This is a genomic window from Paenibacillus amylolyticus (assembly GCF_001570725.1).
Lineage (GTDB): Bacteria > Bacillota > Bacilli > Paenibacillales > Paenibacillaceae > Paenibacillus > Paenibacillus amylolyticus_A.
This window is the reverse complement of sequence record NZ_BCNV01000004.1, coordinates 123,215-143,600: the sequence shown is the minus strand read 5'-3', so window position 1 is coordinate 143,600 and position 20,386 is coordinate 123,215. Positions and strand designations below refer to the sequence as shown.

At 46.6% G+C, this 20,386-nt stretch carries 17 protein-coding genes; 2 read left to right on the top strand and 15 right to left on the bottom strand.

Annotated elements, in window-relative coordinates; translation table 11 throughout:
- The first annotated feature begins 150 nt into the window (after positions 1-150).
- Positions 151-882: a ZIP family metal transporter gene (locus PAHA3_RS19770; protein ID WP_017692233.1), complete on the top strand. Its 732-nt coding sequence runs from the start codon at positions 151-153 to the stop codon at positions 880-882.
- A gap of 123 nt (positions 883-1,005) precedes the next feature.
- Here the strand turns inward: PAHA3_RS19770 and PAHA3_RS19765 are convergent, their stop codons facing one another.
- On the bottom strand, positions 1,006-1,815 hold the full coding sequence (locus PAHA3_RS19765; RefSeq protein WP_062836437.1) for an alpha/beta fold hydrolase: 810 nt from the start codon (positions 1,813-1,815) through the stop codon (positions 1,006-1,008).
- Positions 1,816-1,946: 131 nt separating this feature from the next.
- The gene (locus PAHA3_RS19760; RefSeq protein WP_062836436.1) at positions 1,947-3,962 is read right to left on the bottom strand and encodes a heavy metal translocating P-type ATPase; all 2,016 of its coding nucleotides are present in this window, start codon (positions 3,960-3,962) and stop codon (positions 1,947-1,949) included.
- An 84-nt stretch (positions 3,963-4,046) separates the two neighbouring features.
- Here PAHA3_RS19760 and PAHA3_RS19755 point away from each other — a divergent pair, with 84 nt between their 5' ends.
- On the top strand, positions 4,047-4,229 hold the full coding sequence (locus tag PAHA3_RS19755) for a hypothetical protein (protein ID WP_062836435.1): 183 nt from the start codon (positions 4,047-4,049) through the stop codon (positions 4,227-4,229).
- A gap of 154 nt (positions 4,230-4,383) precedes the next feature.
- Here the strand turns inward: PAHA3_RS19755 and PAHA3_RS19750 are convergent, their stop codons facing one another.
- From PAHA3_RS19750 to PAHA3_RS19690, 13 genes are all read right to left on the bottom strand, one after another.
- The gene (locus PAHA3_RS19750; RefSeq protein ID WP_062836434.1) at positions 4,384-5,691 is read right to left on the bottom strand and encodes a homocysteine synthase; all 1,308 of its coding nucleotides are present in this window, start codon (positions 5,689-5,691) and stop codon (positions 4,384-4,386) included.
- 238 nt (positions 5,692-5,929) lie between these two features.
- Positions 5,930-6,775 carry a sugar phosphate isomerase/epimerase family protein gene (locus tag PAHA3_RS19745; RefSeq protein ID WP_062836433.1) on the bottom strand — a complete coding sequence of 282 codons (846 nt, stop codon included), beginning with the start codon at positions 6,773-6,775 and terminating at the stop codon, positions 5,930-5,932.
- Positions 6,776-6,812: 37 nt separating this feature from the next.
- Positions 6,813-7,565, bottom strand: a complete 753-nt coding sequence (gene kduD / locus PAHA3_RS19740; protein ID WP_062836432.1) for a 2-dehydro-3-deoxy-D-gluconate 5-dehydrogenase KduD — start codon at positions 7,563-7,565, stop codon at positions 6,813-6,815.
- Positions 7,566-7,641: 76 nt separating this feature from the next.
- A complete protein-coding gene (locus tag PAHA3_RS19735; protein WP_062836504.1) occupies positions 7,642-8,400 on the bottom strand; it encodes a DeoR/GlpR family DNA-binding transcription regulator in 759 nt (252 codons plus the stop codon).
- Between the two features lie 221 nt (positions 8,401-8,621).
- Complete coding sequence (gene kduI / locus PAHA3_RS19730) at positions 8,622-9,461, bottom strand: 5-dehydro-4-deoxy-D-glucuronate isomerase (protein ID WP_036606918.1); 840 nt, start codon at positions 9,459-9,461, stop codon at positions 8,622-8,624.
- 216 nt (positions 9,462-9,677) lie between these two features.
- Positions 9,678-10,007, bottom strand: coding sequence for a cytochrome o ubiquinol oxidase subunit IV (cyoD, locus tag PAHA3_RS19725; protein ID WP_062836431.1), 330 nt, complete (start codon positions 10,005-10,007; stop codon positions 9,678-9,680).
- Positions 10,008-10,628: a cytochrome o ubiquinol oxidase subunit III gene (gene cyoC, locus PAHA3_RS19720; RefSeq protein WP_062836430.1), complete on the bottom strand. Its 621-nt coding sequence runs from the start codon at positions 10,626-10,628 to the stop codon at positions 10,008-10,010. It lies immediately after the preceding gene.
- A complete protein-coding gene (locus PAHA3_RS19715; RefSeq protein ID WP_062836429.1) occupies positions 10,629-12,599 on the bottom strand; it encodes a cbb3-type cytochrome c oxidase subunit I in 1,971 nt (656 codons plus the stop codon).
- Positions 12,600-12,620: 21 nt separating this feature from the next.
- On the bottom strand, positions 12,621-13,595 hold the full coding sequence (cyoA, locus tag PAHA3_RS19710; protein ID WP_062836428.1) for a ubiquinol oxidase subunit II: 975 nt from the start codon (positions 13,593-13,595) through the stop codon (positions 12,621-12,623).
- A 318-nt stretch (positions 13,596-13,913) separates the two neighbouring features.
- Positions 13,914-14,177 carry a hypothetical protein gene (locus PAHA3_RS19705; protein ID WP_082762913.1) on the bottom strand — a complete coding sequence of 88 codons (264 nt, stop codon included), beginning with the start codon at positions 14,175-14,177 and terminating at the stop codon, positions 13,914-13,916.
- 329 nt (positions 14,178-14,506) lie between these two features.
- Positions 14,507-15,868 (bottom strand): GH1 family beta-glucosidase, encoded by a 1,362-nt coding sequence (locus PAHA3_RS19700; RefSeq protein WP_062836427.1) that lies wholly within the window; start codon positions 15,866-15,868, stop codon positions 14,507-14,509.
- Between the two features lie 16 nt (positions 15,869-15,884).
- On the bottom strand, positions 15,885-18,266 hold the full coding sequence (locus tag PAHA3_RS19695) for a glycoside hydrolase family 95 protein (RefSeq protein WP_062836426.1): 2,382 nt from the start codon (positions 18,264-18,266) through the stop codon (positions 15,885-15,887).
- Positions 18,267-18,454: 188 nt separating this feature from the next.
- Positions 18,455-20,152 carry an ABC transporter substrate-binding protein gene (locus PAHA3_RS19690; RefSeq protein WP_371327943.1) on the bottom strand — a complete coding sequence of 566 codons (1,698 nt, stop codon included), beginning with the start codon at positions 20,150-20,152 and terminating at the stop codon, positions 18,455-18,457.
- Positions 20,153-20,386: the final 234 nt, after the last annotated feature.

Genomic DNA, 20,386 nt, shown 5'->3' with positions numbered 1-20,386 from the left:
CTGCCTGTGTAATGACAATTGCCCTATGCAGAAACGGAATTCTAATTTATAATCATTCTAATCTGTTGTTCATTATGATCTCTTTTATGTACGGTGTCAATGCTCGGCAGCGATTATGAAGAAGTCTTCATCAGGAGGGAAAATGGAAGCATGAACGATGCACTCATTGGCAGTTTTATATCAGCCATGTCTACCGGCCTAGGGGCCGTACCGATTCTATTTATGCGCAAGATCTCGCACCGTCTGCGTGATATCTTGCTGGCATACGCCGCAGGTATTATGACCTCGGCCTCGGTGTATAATCTCATTCCCGAAGCGCTTGGCCAATCGAACCTCTTTGTACTCGCATTTGGTATTATGCTTGGTAGCCTGGTGCTACTGGTACTGGAGATGAAGATTCCACACGTCGATCTGGAGAATCCCGAGAAAATGCCTTTCAAAATTGAAGCCAAAGCCTTCATGATTATTGCAGCCATCACCATGCATAACCTGCCGGAAGGGTTATCGGTTGGAGTCAGCTATGCAAGCTCGGATGAGAACCTGGGCAATCTCATTGCCTTTTCCATCGGATTGCAGAATGCACCGGAGGGATTCCTGGTGGCCCTATTTCTCGTGAACCAGAACATTGGCCGCTTCAAAGCGCTGGGTATTGCCACTCTGACCGGAGCGGTAGAGATTATTACAGCTATGATTGGTTACACCCTAAGTAGTCTCGTAGCTGGTCTTGTCCCTTATGGTTTGGCTTTTGCAGCTGGTGCGATGATGTTCATCGTCTATAAGGAACTCATTCCCGAGAGTCATGGTGACGGCAATGCACGTGTGGCGACCATCTCGTTTTTACTCGGACTTATCACGATGATTGGTCTGACCGAACTGTTTTAATTCAAGACTAAAGAACCCGAGCAAACAGTCCAAGACTGTCGACCGGGTTCTTTGTTTAGCCACAAATGAAGATTCCATGAAATTACTGGGATTGTCTGTATGAGGCACTATGCACCCACCTGATTAAGATTGAATAAATCGGATCAGTTCCGAATTGAATTTCTCCAATTCATCATAGAATGCGCCATGACCACTCTCTTCAAAAGCAATCAATTGAGATGAAGCGATGCCTTGGTGCATCTGCTCGGCGAATTCGAACGGACAGATCTCATCCTTTTTCCCGTGCAAAATAGCTGTCGGCACCTGAATCGAACTCAGCTCACCTCGCAAGTCCTCATCCCGCAACGCCATTGCACTGCGAATGGTACCATAGGATGAAGCCTCCATGCCCAGTGCATGGAACCAATCCATGAATGGCTGGCTGTGTTCCTTCGCGAAGAACATGCCGCCAAACGTCTCCAGCAACTTCGGTCGATCTGCGAAGATCGGCTCAATAATCTGCTCGTTCAGCTGCTCCGGGGTCAATCCATACGGATATCCTTCGCGCTGTGTGAACACAGGTGCTGCCGCAGATAACAAGGCCAGCTTGGATACACCATGTCCCTTATGGCGAGCCATATAATGTACTGCAATTGCTCCACCCATGGAGAACCCTGCGAGTACCGCGTCTGTCAGCTCCAGATCATCAATAACGGCACGAACATCGTCTGCCATGCGATCATAATCATACCCGGTGGATGGCTTATCCGATAAGCCATATCCTCTAAAATCTATCGCAATGGCACGAATGCCATGGTTAGGTAGAACATTCAGCTGATATTCAAACATTTTATAATTGACAGGCCAGCCGTGCAAAAAGACAACCGGGGTTCCTTCACCAATATCTTCAACATATATTTTTACATTCGGTTCCACTTGTACATAACGTCCCATATCTCACAGCCCCTTATTAGCGAATCGTCTCTTCGAGTCATTACCCGCTGACCCAAGGTTCAAACGTGAGCCGTTCTACAAGACGCATAGTACCAGCGAAACCAATTACCCATTTTCCTCTCCAAATCTGATTACCGTAGCAGCCTAAGTCCATTCAGAATAACTAGAATTGTACTTCCTTCATGACCTACCACACCCAGAGGCAATGCGACGTCTTGGAGAAAGTTACCAGCAATTAAGGCTAGAATAACGGTGATGGCAAAAAACATATTTTGCTTCACTGTACGCTGTGCTCGACGAGCCTGCCCAATCACCCAAGCGATCTCTTCAATGTTATCATTCATAAGTACCGCATCAGCGACCTCCAGTGCAGTCCCGCTGCCGGACAATCCCATCCCCATACCCACAGTAGCTGCTGCAAGTGCTGGTGCATCATTTACACCATCCCCTACCATCAGCACAGGACCATACTGTTTGCGGAGTGCTTGTACCTGCTTCACCTTATCTCCAGGCAACAAGTCTGCATAGACCATGCTTACTCCAGTTTCACGCGCAATCACAGAAGCTGATCTGACTCGATCTCCTGTTAACATCGCAACTTTAACACCCATGGCTTCAAGCTTTTTCACTGCAGTTGCCGCCTGTGGCCTTACCGTATCCCGCATGGCAATCAGCCCGACGAATTCACCATCAGCCATAACAACAGATACGGTCTTCCCCTCCCCCTCAAGACGGGAGCATACATCGCCCCACTCAGAAGATACCTTCACGTGGTTAACACCATGTTCATCTGAACCATCAACGTTAGCGTCCTTTATCATCTCTGACTGTAACGATTCCATTACATTTGTTTTGCCAATGCTCCAGACCACATCGTTTACCGTTCCTTCGATGCCCCAGCCTGTTAGTGCCTGTACGTGCTCCGCTTCCTGAAGTGTAATGTTTTCCTTGTTCGCCTGATCTACGATTGCACGAGCCAAAGGATGCATGGAGAGGTTCTCAATAGCCGCTACCGCAGCTAATAGCTGGGCGCGATCTACATTTTCAGCCGTAATAATATCGGTGACTTGCGGGGTACCCATAGTCAATGTACCTGTCTTGTCAAAAGCCACAACCCGCGTGCGAGCCATATTCTCCATATGGGCACCTCCCTTGAAGAGAATGCCCCGGCGGGCGCTGCTAGACATCGCGGACAGCATAACAGGCATGATGGAAGACACCAATGCACAAGGCGAAGCCACAACCAGAAATACCATTGCTTTGTAAAACGCCTCATTCCATGTCCAGCCAAGCAGCAGTGGAGTTCCTGCAATGACAAGTAAGGTCACCCCTACAACAATACGTGCGTAAATCCCTTCAAACCGCTCCATGAAACGCTGAGAATCCGGCACTTCCGCCTGCGCTTCCTCCACCATTTTAATGATCTTGCCGAAGAGTGAACCTTCAGCTGATTTTGTGACCTCTACGTATAAGGCACCCTCACCGTTTACCGTACCTGCATAGACTTCATCACCTGCAACTTTGTCCACAGGCAGGGATTCTCCAGTGATGGACGACTGATTGATAAAAGAACTCCCCCGATACACCACACCATCCGCAGGAACCAGCTCTCCCGGTTTGACCAACAGCAGATCACCAGATTGCAGATCATCAATAGCCACGAGATTCATCTGTCCATCCTCAATACGCAGTGCAGTCTCTGGCTTCAGCGCCAGCAACGATGAGATATCCTTATGACTGCGCTCTGTCGCGTAACTTTCCAATGCACCACTGAGTGCAAAAATAAAGATCAGCATCGCACCTTCATTCCAGTAACCAATGGCTGCTGCCCCGAGCGATGCGGCAATCATCAGCAGGTTTACATCCAGATCACGGTCCTTGACCAGTGTCTCGATGCCTTCCTTCGCTTTGGTCCAACCGCCAACGGCATACGCCACAATGTAGAGCATGATGGATAAGGTACCAAAATACGGTGCAGTTCCCCAAGCAATCAGCATCAATAGCCCGCTGCCCAATGCAGTTTGCATCTCTTTATTCTGCAACATGGCTCGAAAATCAGGCTTGCGCCCCCGGTTTGGGCCTGGTGTTTGGGATGAGCGCTGTTCTACTTGTTTCTGTCTGTGTAGTGGTTGATGTATCGCTTGCATATGAATCACGTTCCTTTCGAATGATAGGTTTGCGGATAGTGATTGTGCTCCAGTTCCGCTTCCAGAAATGAAGTTGTATTGAGAATGAGAGCCATTGTTAATGCCCTAAAAATGACACATGCTGCTGCGGGAATCCCGCAGCAGCATGGTTTTGTGAATGATTTTGCATTAATCTCGAATGAGAATGATAATCATTTTTGCACTTATGCAATTGTGTTTACTCAATACAACTTTCAACCAGTATATGCCTGTGATACACATTTGTAAATGGGTTTTTTCGATAGTTACTCAGAAATGCGTGTTCAAAAAGACAAAAAGCCGCTGTCCCGGAAGACAACGGCTTTAAGCATCTATGAATATACGTTTAACCTGTTTATGGCATATCGCTTAAGTGATTGTACGCACATCCACCCAATGAAATTTATGCGCCTACACTTGCTCCCTGACTTGCTTTGATGGCTTGCTCCAGATCATAGATAATGTCTTGAATGTTCTCCGTACCCACAGACAGACGAATCAACTCTGGATTAACGCCTGCGGCAGTTTGTTCATCTTCGGTCAACTGCGCGTGAGTTGTACTTGCCGGGTGAATAATCAGTGATTTGGAGTCGCCCACGTTTGCAAGGTGAGAGAACAGTTTGACACTTTCAATCAATTTGCGACCTGCGTCCGCACCACCTTTGATTCCAAAGGTCAGAATGGCGCCCTGTCCTCTTGGCAGATACTTCTGTGCAAGCTCGTAAGAACCATGGCTCGGCAGACCTGCATAACTTACCCAAGACACGTCCTCATGTTTCTCAAGGAATTCCGCAACAGCCAGAGCGTTGCTACTATGACGTTCCACACGTAGGTGCAATGTCTCAAGTCCTTGCAACAGTAACCATGAGTTGAATGGAGAAATTGTTGCACCCAGATCACGCAATAGCTGTACCCGTGCTTTGATAATATAAGCAATCGGTCCAACCGCTTCCGTATAAACCACACCATTATAACTGGAATCCGGCTCCGTCAATCCAGGGAACTTGCCACTCGCTTTCCAGTCAAATTTTCCGCTATCCACGATTACGCCACCAATGGATGTACCATGACCGCCAATAAATTTCGTCGCAGAGTGAACGACAATATCTGCTCCATGTTCAATCGGACGAAGCAGGTACGGACTCGGAAACGTATTATCCACGATCAAAGGAATTCCATGTTCATGGGCGATAGCTGCCACCGCTTCAATATCCAATACATTGCCCTTCGGATTACCGATCGTTTCGGCATACAACGCTTTCGTTTTCTCCGTAATGGCTGCCCGGAAATTCTCAGGATCACTGGAATCCACGAATTTCACGTCCAGACCCAATTTCGGCAAAGTCGTCGAGAACAGATTGTACGTACCCCCATACAAACTCGCCGAAGACACGATCTCATCACCTGCACCGCCAATATTCAGAAGTGAAAACGTAATAGCTGCCTGACCGGAAGCTGTAGCGAGTGCCCCGGCTCCGCCTTCCAACGCCGCAATCCGTTGCTCAAACACGTCGGTTGTTGGATTCATCAGACGGGTATAGATGTTGCCAAACTCTTTCAAACCAAACAAATTAGCGGCATGCTCGGTGTCCTTGAATCCATAAGAAGTTGTCTGATACAAGGGCACAGCTCGTGCGTTGGTGGTTGGATCAATCTCCTGGCCTGCATGAATTGCCAATGTTTCAAATGAAAGCTCACGTTCGTTTGACATAAATCTGAATCCTCCCTTGGTATATACGTTCTCTGAGTCCCTGATGTCTTGGCATGGTGGCGTATGTTTTCCATATTCTCTCACAAGATGTCGCATTTGAAAAGAATTATTTCCGATTTCTCCGATAAGAAATATTTAATATGTAAATTATCGATTTCTGTACCAAAAAAACCTTTGCCCTCGCAAAGGTTTTTCAGCTATTTTGGCTTCGATATGCAATATCTCATCCAGGCTTTTGTTAGACCCGAACTGCACTCCATACTTCACGCAAATGTTTGGCCGCAGGCACAGCTTCCTCCGCAGTTACGCCTTCAAGTGAAATATCGATATGTGGCTTATACGTCTTCAGCAATTCAAAAAATAACGGGTAATCCAGTATGCCTGCTCCAGGTACCGGATTGAACTTCTCTCCCTGTGCATCAAAAGCTACATCCTTGGCATGAATCACGATCATGCGTTGATACAGGGACTCCATCACCTCACGCAAGAAAGCCCCTTGATCTGCTGCATGTGGCTGTTTAATCAGATTACACGGGTCAAATAGCATCCCCAGATTGGATGAAGGAATCTCTTCAAACAACCGTGTCATATGTTCATGGGTATGAAGGGTATGGGTAGATACAGGCTCAATCGCCGCATGAACGCCCCACTTCTCTGCTTCCTCAGCCAACTCCTCAACCGTTTCTTTCAGCACGCTCCAAGCCTTCTCTTCATATCCATCCGGATGCGTACCCTGATAGGTATCCAAGCCCCCGGTCTCCGTTGCCACCATACTGCAACCAAAATCCCGGGCATAACGCAGATGCTCCTTGAATCGATTAATGTCCGCACGTCTGCTTACCGGATCAGGGTCAATCGGATTAATATAACAGCCCAGTACCGCAATCTTCACCCCGCGCTGTGCAAATTGATCTCCAATCTCATTCGCCAGCCCTGGACTCAGCTTGCCATTCGAAGAGTCCACATCGGATAATGCTTTGGCAAGTGCCAGCTGTACGGAATTGAATCCATTATCCGCAATCGTCTGCGCAAGCTGTGCTGTAGGCTGTTTGCCAAATGTATGTGCCAGAATACCAAGTTTCATCTCACTGCCTCCTTATGCTAATCCGATTATCAAGCGATTAACGTGCCATCCAGCCGCCATCGACATTCAGCACATGACCATTCAGATAATCCGAAGCGGCAGATGCCAGAAAGACAACCGGTCCTTTCAGATCTTCAGGAGTACCCCAACGTCCAGCAGGAATACGGGCTGTAATATCCCGGTAACGATTCTCATCTGCACGAATCTGGGTTGTATTATCCGTTTCCATATAACCAGGTGCGATCCCGTTAATCTGAATACCTTTGCCTGCCCACTCATTGGCGAGAGCTTTGGTTAATCCAGCAACACCATGTTTACTAGCCGTATAACCCGGCACATTGATCCCGCCTTGATAGGACAACATGGATGCAATATTAATGATTTTGCCGCTTCCGCGTTCAATCATATGTCTGCCAGCCAATTGGCTTAGGAAAAATACAGTGTTCAGGTTCAGACCAATTACATCATGCCAGTCCTGCCCTGCATGATCAGCCGCAGGTGTGCGGCGAATGATTCCCGCATTGTTGACGAGAATGTCAATTCTGCCCTGGAACGCAAGCGCCTGTTCGAACACAGCCGATAACTCATCTTCACGACTTAAATCCGCTTCAATCACATAGGCTTTGCGCCCAAGGGCTTCAATCGCACTTGCCGTTTCCGCAGGCTTGGAATAAGAGACCAGTACAACATCAGCACCTGCTTCTGCCAGACCAATGGCCATACCTTGTCCCAGTCCACCTGAGGTACCTGTAACTAGTGCAACTTGTCCGCTTAAATCAAATGGGTTCATGAATGATTCCTCCGCATGGTTTGATATGCAAACAATAGATCCGTCCGTTCTTTAATCCCATGAATCATGAATATAGTTAACTTTGATGATCCACTGTGACACCGCTCTGCTCATATAAGGCAGCTGTCTCTTCATCCAGACGACTGTCACTGATAATGTAGTCCAGTTCCGAACACTGGGCAAAAGTCCGAAGTGCAAATTGTCCGAATTTATAATGATCCACAACGCCGTATACTTGCTGTGAGGCAGATATCATTGCTTTTTTCAAAGGAACCAGATCTCCCGTGTAGATCGATAGCCCAAATTCCGGATGAAGGGCTGTCGTGGATATAAAGGCTTTGTGAATGTTCAGACTGGATATAAACGCAGCCGTATCATCGCCCACCAGCATATTCCGTACACGAGCCCCGCCAGGCACGACCAGTCGCACCTGCTCCTTTTTGGTTAGCTCCGCAATAATGAACAGATCATTAGTCACTACCGTGATGGGCTGATTGTCAAGACGTTTAGCCATCTCCAGCGTAGTGCTACCACCATCAAGAGCAACGATATCTCCAGGTCGAATGTAAGCCAGGGCGCGTTCAGCAATCTCCGTCTTCTCTGGATGATGCTTCTCTGTAACTCCGCGGCTATTCAAGATGCCATACTGGTCATTCTGAGCCAGCATAGCGCCTCCATGGACACGTACGAGTAGCCCCATACTCTCCAACTTGTCGAGATCCTCTCGCACCGTCTTCCCCGTCACCTGCAACAGCTCACTCAGATCACTTACGGTTACTTCCTGGCGCTCCAGCAGAGCCTCCATAATTTTTTCATGTCTTTTCAATGGATTCATCATAATCAACTTCCTATACTACCTGAGTAAAATGGTAGTTTCACACTTACACTTCGGGTACAGAAAACCTTCCGATCACTCTTATCCCCAAATTTTCTTTAATCCCTTATTTAAAGGGAAAAATTTGGTGATAAAGGCGCACGCTTCGCTTCTTCAGGTTCTTTCTGTCCCCTCCGTTATAGTGTCTACTCTGTCAAATTAACTCAGACATCTGTAATTTATTATTTCAGGTCTTTCATCGCTACGCCGTCCATATCTTCGAACGTCTGGTTCTCACCAGCCATCGCCCAACAGAAGGTGTAATTGCTCGTACCCACACCACTGTGAATGGACCAGCTTGGCGAGATGATTGCCTGACGATCGCGCACAACCAGATGGCGTGTTTCGTTCGGCTCGCCCATCATGTGGAACACAACGCCGTCTTCAGGCAGATTCCAGTACAAGTATACTTCGGAACGGCGGTTATGGGTATGTGCAGGCATCGTATTCCACATGTTACCCTTGTCGAGTTCGGTAATGCCCATAACCAGCTGACAGCTCTGGATTCCGCCTTCTCCTTGGTGAATATATCGATAGATCGTACGCTCATTGGATGTTTCGATGCTGCCCAGATGATTCGGCTGAGCTTGTTCTTGCGTTGCTTTTACCGTTGGATAGGTGTGGTGAGCCGGTGTGGATACAAAATAGAATTGGGCAGGCTGAGCCTTGTCACTGCTCGTGAACACGACTTCCTTCACACCTCTACCGATGTAGAGACATTCCTTTGCTCCAATCTCATAGCCTTGTCCGTCCGCTGTCACTGTTCCGTGACCACCGACATTAATGATACCGATTTCACGACGCTCCAGGAAAAAGTTTGTTCCGATATCCTTCAGGTTTACTTCAAGGGTAATGTCCTTGCTCTCAGGTACAGCCGTTCCCACAATATAACGATCTACATGAGAATATACCGTTACCAATTCATCAGTTGCGAACAGTTGCTCCATCAAAAATTCCTCACGCAGGCGAGATGTATCATACGTTTTCACTTCATTGGGATGTGCAGCATAGCGATTTTCCATTATTAATCCATTCCTTTCGTCATTTGAGTTGGTTGAGATTGATCTTAAATAATGTTCATATAAGTTCATTTTAGTTCATTATGTATCTTTTGTGTACCTTTATTTTCAAAATAATTAATATAATTAATCATTAATACTATTTATTTCTTAAATGAGAACAAAAAAAGATCCCCACAGTCTGTAATACAGACCGGAAGATCTTCTTTAATTCACATATTAATGTGCAACAGCGTTGTTAAGCATGATCCAGATCGAACCGATCACGATAGTCATCATGATCAGCAAACCGAAGATAAGAGCCATAACATTCCAGCGCGGTTTTTCTGTTTCACGAATATGCATGAAGAAGAAGAGTTGAACCACGAACTGAAGTGCTGCTGTACCTAGAACAACAATGAGTGTTCCTGTTCTTTCCATCATATCATTGAGAACCACCACAAGTGGAATGATTGTCAGAACGACGGACAGAATGAAGCCGATGACATAGGACTTCAGTGAACCATGTTGCTCATGACCGTGGGAATCATGTGAGTTGTGCCCTGACATCTACATCACCCCCATGAGATAGACGATCGACAGGAGGAAAATCCATACGACGTCCAAGAAGTGCCAATACAAGCTGATAACGTTGATTTTACCGCGAGTAACATCGGTAATACCACGTTTTTTCAGTTGGAACATGAGTCCGATCATCCAGATCAAACCAAGCGATACGTGAAGTCCGTGAGTACCCACAAGGGTGAAGAATGCGCCAGAAGCAGCACTCGTTGTAAAGCTAAACCCTTCGTGAATCAACTCAATAAACTCATATACCTCAAGAGCGATAAAGCTCGCACCCAGAACAGCTGTAACAGCCAACCAACTGATTAATTGTTTTACTTTACCCTGATTCATTGCCAGAACGGCAAGGCCGCTCGTAAATGAACTTGTGAGCAAGATAAACGTCTCGGCGATAACGCCAGGCATTTTGATTAATTCAGACAAAATCGGTCCGCCCGCCGTATTGTCACGCAACACAATAAAGGTTGCGAACAATACGGAGAACAGGATAACGTCGGAAATCAGGAAGAACCAGAATCCGAGAATTTTCATTTCCTGTGGATCATGGTGGCCATGGTCATGACCATGTGCATGATTCTCACCGTGCTTAGCGGCTGCTTGAGCCATCTATACCGACCCCCTTAACGACGCTTCGGTACGCTTAATTTCGTCGACCGGAATATAATAATCCGTATCGTAAGAGAATGAACGGGCGATCATGCAAATGCCGACGCCAGCAAGTCCGAGAATCGCCATCCACAGCCAACCGAATACGAAGCCGAAACCGGCAACGAACCAGAAGACAGACATGATGAACGGAATCGAGGAATTCTTCGGCATATGAATCGGCTCAAGCGGTTGCTCAGGCGGATAGATGCCTTTGGCACGACGTTCTTTCTCTTCCCACCACTCATCAATATCATCTCCGCGCGGTGTAACAGCGAAGTTATATTCAGGAGCTGGTGAAGGAATCGACCACTCGAGCGTACGACCATCCCAAGGATCGGCGGAAGCTTTGAGTGTTTTATATTTGCGAATACCGTCTGCGATTTGTGCAACTTGGAACAGGAATCCGACACCCATCAGGAATGCCCCGATTGTGGATACGAAGTTCAGTTCCCACCAGCCAGTATCCCAGCCGTATGTGCTCAGACGACGTGTCATACCCATCAGACCGACAGCGTACTGCGGCATGAAGCAGACATAGAAACCAATATTCCAAGTCCAGAATGCCCATTTGCCCAGTTTCTCTTCGAGTTGGAAACCGAACATTTTAGGCCACCAGTAATACAGACCTGCGAAGTATCCGAAGACAACGCCACCGATCAATACCTGGTGGAAGTGGGCAATCAGGAAGTAACTGTTGTGGAACTGGAAGTCAGCAGGAGCAACGGATAACAGAACGCCTGTCATACCCCCGACAATAAAGCACGGGATAAAGGCAAGTGTCCACATCATCGGAGTCGCCATGCGTATCCTTCCTCGATACATGGTAAACAGCCAGTTAAATATCTTAACTCCTGTTGGAATAGCAATCAACATCGTAGTTACGGCGAAGAATGCATTCACGTCCGCTCCAGAACCCATCGTGAAGAAGTGATGCGCCCATGTGAAGAAGGACAGGAAGCTGATGATTAACATCGCAAATACCATCGACTTGTAACCAAACAGTTTTTTCCGAGAGAATGTACTTACAATCTCGGAGAACACACCGAATGCCGGCAAGACGACAATGTATACCTCAGGGTGACCCCACATCCAGATCAAGTTGATATACATCATTGGGTTACCGCCCAAATCAAGCGTGAAGAAATGCGCCCCGGCAAACCTGTCGAGGAATAGCAATGCAAGCGTCACGGTCAAGATTGGGAATGCAAACAAGATGATGATACAAGTGGAGAATACCGACCATGTAAACATCGGCATTTTCATCCATTTCATGCCTGGCGCACGCATTTTAATGATGGTAACCAAGAAGTTGATACCGGTAGCCAGGGAACCGATACCCGATATCTGTATACCCCATATATAGAAGTTCTGTCCTACCCCCGGACTGTGCGACAGCTCCGATAGAGGCGGATAACTCAGCCATCCCGCATCCGGTGAACCACCGATAACGAAGGACAGGTTAAACAGCATTGCGCCCAAGAAGAATAACCAGAAACTCAGTGCATTCAGGAACGGGAACGCAACGTCCCTTGCTCCGATCTGTAGTGGCACAATGACGTTAAATAAACCGAACATAAATGGCATCGCCATAAACAGGATCATAATCGTACCGTGAGTTGTGAATACCTGATTATAATGTTCAGGATGTAAGAAATCCATATTAGGCATAGCTAGCTGCAGACGCATCATCAATGCATCCACACCACCACGGAACAACATGATAATGGAAGCAATGATATACATAATACCGATCTTTTTATGATCGACAGTAGTTAACCAGTTACGCCAGAGCCAGCCCCATTTTTTGAAATAAGTCAGCACCGTTACGATAGTAATCATCGTAATCCCGATCGCCACGTCTGCTCCATAGATCAGCGGGTCGCCGGTAACGAAGAACTCCGATGCAAACTCTTTAAGTCTCTCTAACATTGGGGGCCTCCTTTCGAATCTTTAGTTAGCACTCTTGTCCTCATCTTGATTGGACACATCGTTTGAATTCTGAGTAGCTCCAGCAGCTTCGTTTGAAGTACCATGCTTACTGTGAGCACTTTGACCATCTACAACGTATTTCGTCACAATATTTTGGAACAATCCTTCTGGGAAGGCAGAATAATAAGCAACATTGCTTGTTCCTGGTTCAGCCAGTGCCTTGTAACCTTCTGTAGTCAATTCCTGGGAACTTTGTTTCACTTCAGCTACCCATTTGTCAAAATCTTCGTCCGATGTAGCATTCACATCAAAACGCATTTCTCCAAAATGCTCACCTGTGAAGTTAGCGCCTGAACCCCAGTACTTGCCTTCATGATCTGCCTGCAGATACAAGGTCATCGCCATACCCGACATCGTATAAATCTGTCCTCCAAGTTGCGGAATCCAGAATGAATTCATCGGTGAATCCGCAGTGAGTTCAAATTTCACGGGCCGGTCTGCCGGAATATTCAGCGTGTTGACCGTTGCAATCCCTTGCTCAGGATACATAAACAACCATTTCCAGTCCAATGAAGACACTTGGATGGTAATTGGTGCTTTTTCGTGAGCCAACGGCTTCGAAGGCTCCAGATCATACGTGTAACGAACAGTAACAATGGCAAGCAGTCCAATAATGATAATTGGAACCGTCCACCAGATTGCCTCCGCCTTCGTACTATGAGACCAGTTAGGCTCATAAGCAGCTTTGTTATCCGGCTTGTCGCGGTAACGCCATACGATTACGGCAGACAAAATGAGTACTGGCACAATGATGACAGCACACAAAATTGTCGAGATGACAATCAAATCTCTCTGCGAAGCGCCAATTGGCCCCTTCGGATCCAGAACAACGTACTGCCCGCCTGCCAGCATTGGCCAGACAATCAATGCAATTGTAACCAACGTCAGGACAACCGGAATGATAATCCGGATTAGCGACCTAGGTTTCTTGTTCATTTTGATCCCCTCTCCTTAAATTCGCTCATACTGAAAAATCAGTATACTACTCTCTTCCTACTAAAGATATCAGAAATGAACAACTTTTTTGTTCTTGTTAACAAATTTGTCGATTTTACACCTTAAATGTGTGAATTTTTTCTCACAAATCGCTTGCATGGTTGATATTTGCTTATTGTAATCTTTACACATCAAGTCACAAAATAAAACCCTTTGCAGTCCCGTTGAACAGTGTCAACGAATCCGCAAAGGGCTTTATTGACTGGATTCCGGGTACTTATCCAGTCTTATTATGAACGAATGTACGCAGGATTATAATCAATCGGCGCCTTCGTCTTCCCGGCGTGTATGAACGAGGCCTATCGCTTTGGCAATAACGTAGATAAATACACTACCTACAAGGAATCCAATACCGACCATCAAGCCAAGATTACGATCATTAAAATCATTCAGATTGATCAGACACATGATCACTCCCGTAATGAGTGCGACCCATGCCAGAACTGTCATCGTCAAGACGGCGCGCTGCATATTTTTGTCTTTGCGCTCCAATTGGCTAACCATTGCTGTCTTCGATGCCATAGTAAACACTTCCTTTTCCCTTTTTGTAAGTGCTTTCCTTATACCAATATACCACATCAGTATGATTTTTAGTCAACAAATGTTCAAATTTTCTTCGCAATTTGGACACTTTATTTTAATTTTACCCGTTGACAAAACATTATTCATTTCTTCCTTACTTCTTATAACCCAAAAACCGTCTCTTCATAACAGGAACTACACTTGACCTGATCAAACCTTTATGATCTCCTCGTTTTCATCTGTAATAAAACACAAAAAAGACGGCACATCGGAATACTCCAATGCTACCGTCTTTCTCTTTGCTTTCCCCTTAAAAGCTGCCACCGAGTCTATTGGGGATTATGTTCGTTCCGTGTTTCCAACCAATTATTCTTGATGACATTCTGATACCAGTAATAGCTCTCCTTCGGCGTTCTCACAAGTGAACGATAATCCACATGAACGAGACCGAAGCGCATACGATAGCCTTCTGCCCATTCGAAATTATCCATCAGTGACCATGCCATGTACCCTTTCAGGTTAATGCCGTCATTAATGATGCGGTGAATCTGAGCCAAGTGCTGTTCATAATATGCAATCCGGCGATCATCATTAATTTTGCCATTCTCCAGATCATCATTGATGCAGGCACCGTTCTCCGTGATATACACATCCACATTTCCATACTTTTGCAGATAATGCATGAATTCATATAAGCCGCGTGATTCCACTGGCCAGCCAATATCGGTTTTAGTGAGGCCCATATCAACTTCTTCCGATTGCAGAGCGCCTGCCTCAGGATTGAAGCGATTGATCCCCATGGTGTAATAGTTAATGCCTAGCAGGTCGATCGGTTGCGAGATGATCTCCATATCGCCTTCTTGAATTGGCACCGTAGCTCCCGCTTCTGCGAACCAGTCCACCATAAATTGCGGGTACGAGCCTTTGTAGATCGGGTCAAGGAACCAGTCGGTATTGAGCGCGATTGATCTATCACAAGCAGCTTGGTCCTCAGGAGATTTGCTATAAGGCTCAGCCCAGCATACGTTTGGAGCAATACCGATCTGTCCGGTTGTACCCAAGCGACGGAAGGATTGAACTGCTTTACCATGAGCAACCAGCAATCCATGAGCAACATTGATTGACGTTTGCAGGTCTTTGTTTCCTGGCGCATGAATCCCGAGAAGGTTTGACAGGAACGCGATACACCATGGTTCGTTGAATGTCAGCCAGAAGTTGATTTTACCCGAGAATTCTTTGAAGATCACTTCGGCATATTTCACAAAAGCATCCACAGTTCTGCGGTTGCCCCAACCTCCGTCATCCTCCAGCGTTTGCGGAAGATCCCAGTGATACAGCGTGAGGAACGGTTCAATTCCAGCCTCCAGCAATGCATCCACGAAACGGTGGTAGAAGTCCAGACCTTCCCGATTGATCTCCCCATCCCCGTCAGGAATAATACGCGGCCAGGCAATGGAAAACCGGTACGTATTAATCCCGAGTTTCTTCATCAATTCGATATCTTCCTCATACCGATGGTAACTGTCACATGCAACATCACCATTGTCTCCGTTATATACTTTGCCAGGCGTGCGCGCAAACGTATCCCAGATGGATACCCCGCGTCCACCTTCCTGTGCCGCTCCTTCTATTTGATAGGAAGCTGTTGCTGTTCCCCAGCGAAAATCTTGCGGAAATTTAAAAATCGTCATGGTTTACTCCTCCGTCTCATGATGACACGCGGATCGTCTGTCCTGCGGTCATGGTTAAAATAACTACATAATCGCCCTGTGGCGTAAGCTCTGCCTTAGCTTGTTCATGTCCTTCCACACGCAGCGGATAAGCACTGCGAATGGTCAGCGAATCATTTCGGTCTGCCTTGATGACCGCTGACGCGAGCTTATTGTCCGCCCACGTTATGCCCACGGTATAGCCACCTCTTGCACGAAGCCCTTCAACACGACCTTGAGTCCAGAGATCAGGCAGTGCTGGCAGTAAATGTAACTCGTTCAAGTGGCTCTGCAACAACATCTCGGCCATTCCGGCCGTGCCTCCAAAGTTACCATCAATCTGGAAAGGCGGATGGTCGTCAAACAGATTCGGATGCGTAGATCGAGCCAGCAATGTGCGTACAAACTGATGTGCCTGGTTCTTATCCAACAGTCGTGCATACAGATTGATCAACCACGCACAGCTCCATCCTGTATGCCCGCCACCTTGTGCGATACGGCGTTCAAGCGATACTCGTGCTGCTTCCACAAGTTCGGGAGTATGCATGCGGTTAATCTGCTCTCCTGGATACAGTCCATATAGATGGGAGACGTGACGATGCCCTGGCTCGGATTCGGAAAAATCCTTAAACCACTCCAGTAATTGTCCTTCGCTTCCAATTCGGAATGGATAGAGTTTCTCCAGAGCCTCACCCCACTCGCTCGCCAACGACTCATCTAGATTCAATTGCTTCGCGGCCTCAATACAACGGCTGAACAGTTCACGAATCAAGCTCATATCCATCGTTGAAGCCATGGATATGCTGCGTGCCTCTCCAGCGTCTGTCAGGAACTTGTTCTCTGGTGAAGTGGATGGAATCGTGACCAGATAACCATCCGGTCCTTCCACCAGCCAGTCGAGACAGAAGAGTGAAGCCTCTTTCATAATGGGATAGGCACGTTCCTCAAGAAAACGCTGATCACCGGTAAATTGGTAATGCTCCCATAGATGCGAGGTCAGCCACACGCCACCCATCGGCCAGAATGCCCAGCTTGCATCACCGCCTGTTGGTGTCGTGGTTCTCCAGATATCCACGTTATGATGCGCGGTCCATCCACGGGCTCCGTAGAGAATTCGCGCCGTTCTACGCCCTGTATCACTGAGATCTGTCAGCATATCAAATAGCGGCTCATGACATTCACTGAGATTGCAGACTTCTGCCGGCCAGTAGTTCATTTCGGTGTTGATATTGATCGTGTAATCACTGTGCCATGGCGGCTCTACCTGATGGTTCCAGATTCCCTGCAGATTGGCAGGCTGGCTGCCCGGACGCGAACTCGCCATTAACAGATATCTTCCATATTGAAAATAGAGTGCCTCCAGCCCAGGGTCTTGTTCCCCTGCCTGATAAGCCTGCAGCCGCTCATCCGTAGGCAATTCGGCGTTAGCCGATACACCTAGATCAATAGAGACTCTGTTAAACAGAGCGTTATGATCTTCTACATGTCGGTCACGAAGCGATTCCGCACCATGTGCGATCCCTTTGGATATCGTATCCATGCATTCCTTTTCCAGCACCAGGTTGTCCTTCACAGGCAATACATTGTAACTTTCAAAGGACGTAGCTGCTGCCAGATAGAAAACAACCTGATCAGCACCCTGAATATGTAGCTTGCCTTCCAGCTTGGAGACCTTCGCCTGCTCTCCTGTTGCCGTAACTGCCACACGCACAGCATACGCGGTTCCCCGATCCTCTTCATAGATAACGGATTCAGGGTGATCCCTGAAGTAATTGGACTCCACATGACTTGGGCACCGGCTGAGCATGGTGAGTGCATCTCCCGAAGTCTGAACCTGATAAGGATGGGGACTGTCTAGCGTAACACTTACATTCACGGCACCCTTCTGATCAGCTTTCAATGTGCAGACCATCAGATCATCCGAAGCGCTGGAATATACTTCACGTACATAACGAGTTCCTTCCCAAGAATACGCCGTGGTGGCAATACCCGACTCCAGATCAAGCTCACGCTCAAATGCATCATACGAAAGATCATCCAGACCCTCATGGTGTAGTAGAAAGTGACCCATCGGCTGATAGGCCTCCACATCACGACCCAGCATTTCACGGTTCAACAAATCCTCCGCTTCGCCATACTGCCCATCCATAATCAACTCACGCGTCTGTTTCAAATACCGTTGACTGCTGTATTGAATCGTATCTCGTGGAAATCCTGACCATAATGTATCTTCATTGAGCTGAATTCGTTCATCTGCTGCGCCACCGTACACCATGCCTCCAAGACGGCCGTTTCCGATAGGCAATGCTTCTTCCCAGCGTTTTGCCGGTTTTCGATACCATAGACGATTGATTTTAGTTTGGTTATTGTGTTGGGACATGATTAGCTCCTGTTCCTAAATCAGCTATAGAATTCTTTAGTACATAAAACGTTTTCGGTAAGTGCTTACAATAATAAAATTATATGTGATTTCAAAATTTGCGTCAATGCAAATCATCACATCATCCACAAAAAAAGGCCCTATATAGGGCCTTTCCTTGTGTAACCATGAACCGCAGACAATCCATATTATTTTACGTCTTTTCCTGTCCACAGGGAGACACGTTCCTTAACCCAAACCGTAAATTGTTTCTCCATTTCAACTGCACCTGCTTTGTCCAAATCAGCCAGTAGAGCATCATAGGTTGCATCAAAGTTTGCTGGTGTAGTCAGAACAGCTTCCGGAATCCGTTTACGGATGATATCTTGCGTTTTCTGGAAAGTTACCTCATAGTCTGTACCGGAAGGTACTGACATGTTATAAGCTGCGCCCCAATCCTTGACTGGCAGATCTTCTTCAGCTGGATAGAACTCTTTCCAAGTCGTGATACCATAAGCTTTCAGCGTTTCTTTCTCTGCAGCCGTGTAACCAGCTACAATCTGTTCAGGGAAGTTCGTTGTATAGTAGTTATCCGTAGAATCTTTTACACCGTCACCGTATCTTGCACTAAATACGTTATACATCCCAATTCCTGTTTCTTTGCTGAAATTGGAGTTGTCATTTGTTTTACGATCTTGAACTTCATCTGGGATAACCCGTTGACCATCCTCAACGTTATAGTGTTCGCCTTCAAGACCCCAGTTTCTCAATACTTGGCCTTCATCGGAAGCAAGCCAATCCATGAATTTGATGATACGCACTGGATCTTTGGCAGAAGTTGTGATTCCGATGCCATAACCGTCAAATCCGGCTGGTTGGAACGTATGATCCACAATTTCGTCGTTAAGGGATACGGAGAAGTGAGCATATGTGGCATCATCCTTGCCCGATGATTTAAGCGCGTTCTCCGCTTCTTGATAATTCCACTCTTGGTCAATCAGACCGAGGACACGGCCACTGGCAATTTTGGACTTATATTGGTCATCCTTTTGAACAAATGCATCTTTGTCCAGTAGGCCTTCATTATACATTTTGTTCAACCAACGGAAATATTCTCTTTCCTCTGGACGTTTGTAGTGCAGCTTAGCTTCATACGTTTCAGGGTCAATGTAATACTCACCATCATCCGGTGCGCCTGTTGCCTGGAAAGCTGGGTTTGTTACCGTGATCATGATCTTCCAGTCATCTGCATTTAATGTCAATGGAATGGTTGGCTGACCATCAATCGTTGGGTGTTTTTCATAATAAGCTTTAAGTACGTTCTCGTAATCCTCAAGTGTTTTCACTTCAGGGTACCCAAGCTCTTTCAAGACTCTTTGCTGAATTTCGAATCCACCTGTAGCGTCAAACGTAACATTATCGACACCCATATTGGTTGGAATGGTATATATCGCTTGATCTTCAAGACTGTATTTCAAACGGTTCATCTGTTCTCCATAGATTTTTTTCAAATTGGGAGCATGCTCCTCAATCAAATCCGTGAGATCCAGCATCGCGCCTGCATCCACAAGCTTAGATAAGTTACCTTTAGGGTAGATCATATCAGGAAAGTCACCACTGGCAGCCATAAGCGCAATCTTCTGGTTACCACCATCGTTTACATCATACTCTGCTTCAATGGTAACGCCTGTTTGCTCCGTTATCTTTTTACCAACAGCATCTTGCATCTTGTTCCAGGTTGGACTAGCATCCGCCCCGAAGAATGTAACAGTGATCGGTTCGGTTCCGCTGGACTCCGAAGTCTCTTTGGTTCCCGAATTCCCACAACCAGCTGTGACCAACATTGCACTTGCGAGCATCAACATTGCAAACGTCTTGGGTGTATTACCTTTCATTTTGCCTCTCATTGTCTAGTTCCCCCTATTATTTATGAAGGTTTTATCTGTATAACAGGCTTTATGCCTGAGGATACCACTTTTTTTGAATGCGCTTTCGATACAGTCCATTATGGCTTTTTGTAAAGCTAGCATCTCAATCGGTTTAAGGCGATAAAACATTCTGCTAACAAGCATAAAACGTTTTCGTAATTACTATAAAACGCTTACTGAAAGTGCTTACATGATAGATTATATGCTATCCAC

What these genes read in the sequence shown, in the direction of transcription:
- PAHA3_RS19715 (WP_062836429.1), bottom strand. Translation starts at nt 12,599, where the DNA reads ATGTTAGAGAGACTTAAAGAGTTTGCATCGGAGTTCTTCGTTACCGGC.
- kduI (WP_036606918.1), bottom strand. Translation starts at nt 9,461, where the DNA reads ATGGAAAATCGCTATGCTGCACATCCCAATGAAGTGAAAACGTATGAT.
- PAHA3_RS19735 (WP_062836504.1), bottom strand. Translation starts at nt 8,400, where the DNA reads ATGAATCCATTGAAAAGACATGAAAAAATTATGGAGGCTCTGCTGGAG.
- PAHA3_RS19695 (WP_062836426.1), bottom strand. Translation starts at nt 18,266, where the DNA reads ATGTCCCAACACAATAACCAAACTAAAATCAATCGTCTATGGTATCGA.
- PAHA3_RS19705 (WP_082762913.1), bottom strand. Translation starts at nt 14,177, where the DNA reads ATGGCATCGAAGACAGCAATGGTTAGCCAATTGGAGCGCAAAGACAAA.
- PAHA3_RS19755 (WP_062836435.1), top strand. Translation starts at nt 4,047, where the DNA reads ATGAGAGCCATTGTTAATGCCCTAAAAATGACACATGCTGCTGCGGGA.
- PAHA3_RS19760 (WP_062836436.1), bottom strand. Translation starts at nt 3,962, where the DNA reads ATGCAAGCGATACATCAACCACTACACAGACAGAAACAAGTAGAACAG.
- kduD (WP_062836432.1), bottom strand. Translation starts at nt 7,565, where the DNA reads ATGAACCCATTTGATTTAAGCGGACAAGTTGCACTAGTTACAGGTACC.
- PAHA3_RS19690 (WP_371327943.1), bottom strand. Translation starts at nt 20,152, where the DNA reads ATGAGAGGCAAAATGAAAGGTAATACACCCAAGACGTTTGCAATGTTG.
- PAHA3_RS19770 (WP_017692233.1), top strand. Translation starts at nt 151, where the DNA reads ATGAACGATGCACTCATTGGCAGTTTTATATCAGCCATGTCTACCGGC.
- PAHA3_RS19745 (WP_062836433.1), bottom strand. Translation starts at nt 6,775, where the DNA reads ATGAAACTTGGTATTCTGGCACATACATTTGGCAAACAGCCTACAGCA.
- cyoC (WP_062836430.1), bottom strand. Translation starts at nt 10,628, where the DNA reads ATGGCTCAAGCAGCCGCTAAGCACGGTGAGAATCATGCACATGGTCAT.
- PAHA3_RS19750 (WP_062836434.1), bottom strand. Translation starts at nt 5,691, where the DNA reads ATGTCAAACGAACGTGAGCTTTCATTTGAAACATTGGCAATTCATGCA.
- cyoA (WP_062836428.1), bottom strand. Translation starts at nt 13,595, where the DNA reads ATGAACAAGAAACCTAGGTCGCTAATCCGGATTATCATTCCGGTTGTC.
- PAHA3_RS19765 (WP_062836437.1), bottom strand. Translation starts at nt 1,815, where the DNA reads ATGGGACGTTATGTACAAGTGGAACCGAATGTAAAAATATATGTTGAA.
- PAHA3_RS19700 (WP_062836427.1), bottom strand. Translation starts at nt 15,868, where the DNA reads ATGACGATTTTTAAATTTCCGCAAGATTTTCGCTGGGGAACAGCAACA.
- cyoD (WP_062836431.1), bottom strand. Translation starts at nt 10,007, where the DNA reads ATGTCAGGGCACAACTCACATGATTCCCACGGTCATGAGCAACATGGT.